Source organism: Streptosporangium sp. NPDC005286 (assembly GCF_040607515.1).
Lineage (GTDB): Bacteria > Actinomycetota > Actinomycetes > Streptosporangiales > Streptosporangiaceae > Streptosporangium.
On sequence record NZ_JBEXGU010000027.1, the window covers coordinates 1 to 3,407 of the forward strand.

Annotated in this window: 4 protein-coding genes; 1 reads left to right on the forward strand and 3 read right to left on the reverse strand. The window is 72.9% G+C overall.

Annotated elements, in window-relative coordinates:
- The 3 genes from ABZU75_RS12965 to ABZU75_RS12975 form a co-directional block, all read right to left on the reverse strand.
- A partial coding sequence (locus tag ABZU75_RS12965) for an ATP-binding cassette domain-containing protein (protein ID WP_355553010.1) occupies window positions 1-200 on the reverse strand: 200 nt, incomplete at its 3' end.
- Window positions 197-1,000 (reverse strand): zf-HC2 domain-containing protein, encoded by an 804-nt coding sequence (locus ABZU75_RS12970; protein ID WP_355553013.1) that lies wholly within the window; start codon window positions 998-1,000, stop codon window positions 197-199. The genes ABZU75_RS12970 and ABZU75_RS12965, both read right to left, overlap by 4 nt.
- Complete coding sequence (locus ABZU75_RS12975) at window positions 997-1,524, reverse strand: RNA polymerase sigma factor (protein ID WP_355553016.1); 528 nt, start codon at window positions 1,522-1,524, stop codon at window positions 997-999. The genes ABZU75_RS12970 and ABZU75_RS12975 overlap by 4 nt, the downstream gene beginning before the upstream one ends.
- Before the next feature lie 104 nt (window positions 1,525-1,628).
- On the opposite strand from ABZU75_RS12975, the gene ABZU75_RS12980 reads away from it, so the two are divergent.
- Window positions 1,629-2,582, forward strand: coding sequence for a nucleoside hydrolase (locus ABZU75_RS12980; protein ID WP_355553019.1), 954 nt, complete (start codon window positions 1,629-1,631; stop codon window positions 2,580-2,582).
- Window positions 2,583-3,407: the final 825 nt, after the last annotated feature.

Sequence of the window (3,407 nt, forward strand, 5' to 3'; positions counted from 1 at the left end):
TCCCCGGCTGGGTCCCGGCCGAGCAGTCTCAGCTCGCCCTCGTCCGGGGCGAGCACGGTCGCCAGCATCCTGATCAGCGTGGTCTTACCCGCGCCGTTCGGCCCCAGCAGACCGGTCACCCCCTTCCCCGCGGTGAAGGTGAGCCCGTCCAGGGCCCGGCTGCGGCCGTAGGCCTTCACCAGACCCGCTGCCTCGATCATGAGAACTCCCTGCGGTGCACGATGAGAAGGACGACGGATATGAAGGTGATGGCCAGGTAGCCCACCTGGCCGGCGCCGCCGAACATCGCCAGGCTCGGCTCGCGGAGGTTCGTGGCGACGACCACGACCAGCCAGGTCACCGCCACGGCGGCCCCGCAGCGGCGCGGGTCGAACCGGCTGGAAAGGACGAGGGTCAGCGAGGTCAGCGCGAGCGAGGGCAGCAGCCACGCGGCCGCGGTCCAGTCGTCGCCCAGCAGGGCGAGGCCCATCACCAGCGCCAGCGCAGACGAGGACGTCAGCACCGCGGCGGCGCGCATCAGCATCAGCCGGAACATCGAGTACGGCGCGGCCAGGCCGATCTCGTGGGTCGGATCTCCGTCCCGGCCGAAGGCCACGGCGACTCCGGCGACCGGCAGGATCGGGGCCAGCGTGAGATAGACGAGCAGCCCCCACCGGGTCGTCTCCCCCGAGGCCAGCGCGGCGAACAGGAGCGTCACGGTGCCGGCCGCGATCCACGGCAGGCGCAGCGAGTAGGTGGCGCCCAGCAGCCGGGCCGTGTGGTCGTGGACGCCGATCGCCCGCAGCAGCCGTTCGAACGGTCCCGGCACGGGTGTGTCCACCGCGTCGGCCACCTCCGCCCAGACCCGGTCCAGCCGGGAGCGCGGTACCCGGGGCGCGAGCAGGCCCCGGCATTGATCGCAGGCCAGCAGGTGGGCCTCGACCGACGCGGCCAGTGTCGGGTTCAGCTCCCCGTCGGCGTACCTGACGGCCAGGCCGTCGTCCATGTGCCAGGTGCTCATGCCAGCTCCTCCCTCAACAGTGCCTTCGCGCGCATCATCCGGGTTTTGACGGTCCCCGCCGGGATGCCGAGCAGCCGCCCGGCCTCCCGGCTGGTCAGCCCGTCCAGCACCGTCGCCTGGACCACCGCGCGCAGTTCCGGGGAGAGCCGGCCCATCGCCTGGCCGAGCTCGCCGTACTCGATGCCGAGCAGCACCTGTTCCTCGGCCGAGACCATGACCTGCTCGTAGGCGGGCAGTGGCACCGCCGGGCGGCGGCGGAGCCGGTCCAGCAGGCGGCGGACGCCGATGCCCCAGATCCAGGCCGCGACCTCTCCCTTGCCCTTCCAGGTGCGCGCCGTACGCCAGACGGCCACGAAGGTGTCCTGGACCGCCTCGTCCACCAGCGCCGGGTCGGCGCACCGGCGGGTGAGCCGGATGACGAGCCAGGGTGCGTGCCGGGCGTAAAGGACCTCAAGGGCACGGCGGTCCTCGCCGGCGACGGCGTCGAGCAGCCGAGCGTCCGTCCAGCTCTCGTGCTCGCTCATGGGAGCCCTTTCAACGGTGTCATGCCTCTCTGTCGCACCCGGTCCCCCCGGCGGTTCATGGCCTGGAACGAACCGAATGCGGTGTCGCGCCCGACAGGTGAGGCATGAGAAGGAAAATACTGGTCTCGCTGGTGGCGCTGTCCATGGTGTGCGCCGCGGCGTCGTGCTCGCCGGGAGTGCCGCTCGACGGCCCCCCGGGCACCGGGAAAATCATCATCGACGCGGATATGGGCGAGCTGAACGACGACGCGCAGGCCATGTTCCTGCTGGCCGCCGCCGAAGGGGTGGAGGTGCTCGGGGTGACGACCGTGGGCGGCAACACCTGGCCGGAGGAGGGCACCGCGTACGCGCTGCGTCAGCTGGAGCTCATCGGCAGGACCGGCATCCCCGTGGTGACCGGCGAGACCAACGTGCCGGCGCCGAGGGACGACTACGACGGGGCCCTGGACCGGCCGCGACCGGCGTCCCACCGCGTGCTGGCCACCGAGCCGCACGGCGGCTACGCGACGACCCGGCCCGCGGCGGGCAGCGCCTCGGACTTCATCGCCGACCAGGTGAGACGCCACCCCGGCGAGGTGACCGTCTTCGCGCTCGGCCCGGCCACCAACCTGGCACGCGCCGTACGGGAGCATCCGGAGATGGTCCCCCTGGTCAAGGAGGTCGTCTATCTGGGAGCCGACACGGAGGGCGAGGAGTTCAACCGCTGGTTCGACCCCGAGGCGTCCCGGGTCGCCTTCGCCGCTCCGTTCAGGCGCCGGCTGGTCGTCACGCTGGAGGCGGCGCAGCGGCTCACCATGGACCGGCAGACCTACGAGCGGGTGGTCGCGGGGCAGGAGACCCCGGTCAGGAAGCTCTTCAAGGAGCTTTGGGGACCGCTCTTCGCCGGTGATCCGGGACATCGGGCCTTCGTCTGGGACGCCGTGGCCGCGGCGGCCTTCCTCCGCCCCGAGATCGTCTCGAACACGGACGGCCGCACCGTGCTGGAGGTGGACCCGGACCGGTTCTGGGACCTCTACGTCACGCGGATCGGCTCGGCCGGGCCGCCGAGTGCCGGGTAGCCGAGCCGCCAGCGGCGCTGCCCACGGCCCGCAGGGCGCACACGGTCGCCGGGCCCTCGCTCCACGGCCCACGCATCCGTCGGAGGTCGCCACCAGGCAGGCGCAGCCCTGGGCGATCTGCGTGTGCCGGACGCCGAGCCGCTCGCCGATGAGCCAGCCGTACGCGGTGAATACCCACACCGGACCATCCCCGCAGATGCGGGGCCGACGACGTCGCCCCGAGCCGCGAGGCCCTGTCCTGGGGACCATCCCGGCAGGCGCGGGGCCGACTCGCGCGGTCCGCTCATAGGGCCGGTCCGGCGAGGACCATCCCCGCAGGCGCGGGGCCGACGGTCAGTGCCGCATGGCGTTGGAGTCGTAGGTGGGACCATCCCCGCAGGCGCGGGGCCGACCAGCCTGGCAGGTCCATCCTCGCGATCTGCGAGGGACCATCCCTGCAGGCGCGGGGCCGACCGCACGAAGGACGCAACGATCGTGACCGACCAGGGACCATCCCCGCAGGCGCGGGGCCGACGGCGCAGCACCCCACCCAGCCCGGGTAACCAGCGGACCATCCCCGCAGGCGCGGGGCCGACTGGGACGGCTGGGGGCGGATCTTGGGTGGCTGCGGACCATCCCCGCAGGCGCGGGGCCGACGAGGGGGCGGCTTCAAGTCCTGCTAGTTGTGGGGGACCATCCCCGCAGGCGCGGGGCCGACATGAAGTCCAGGAGTCCGTCGGCGACGTCGGGCGGACCATCCCCGCAGGCGCGGGGCCGACCTGTCCCGGCCCGTGGTCGAGGCCCCCAGGATGGGACCATCCCCGCAGGCGCGGGGCCGACTACAAC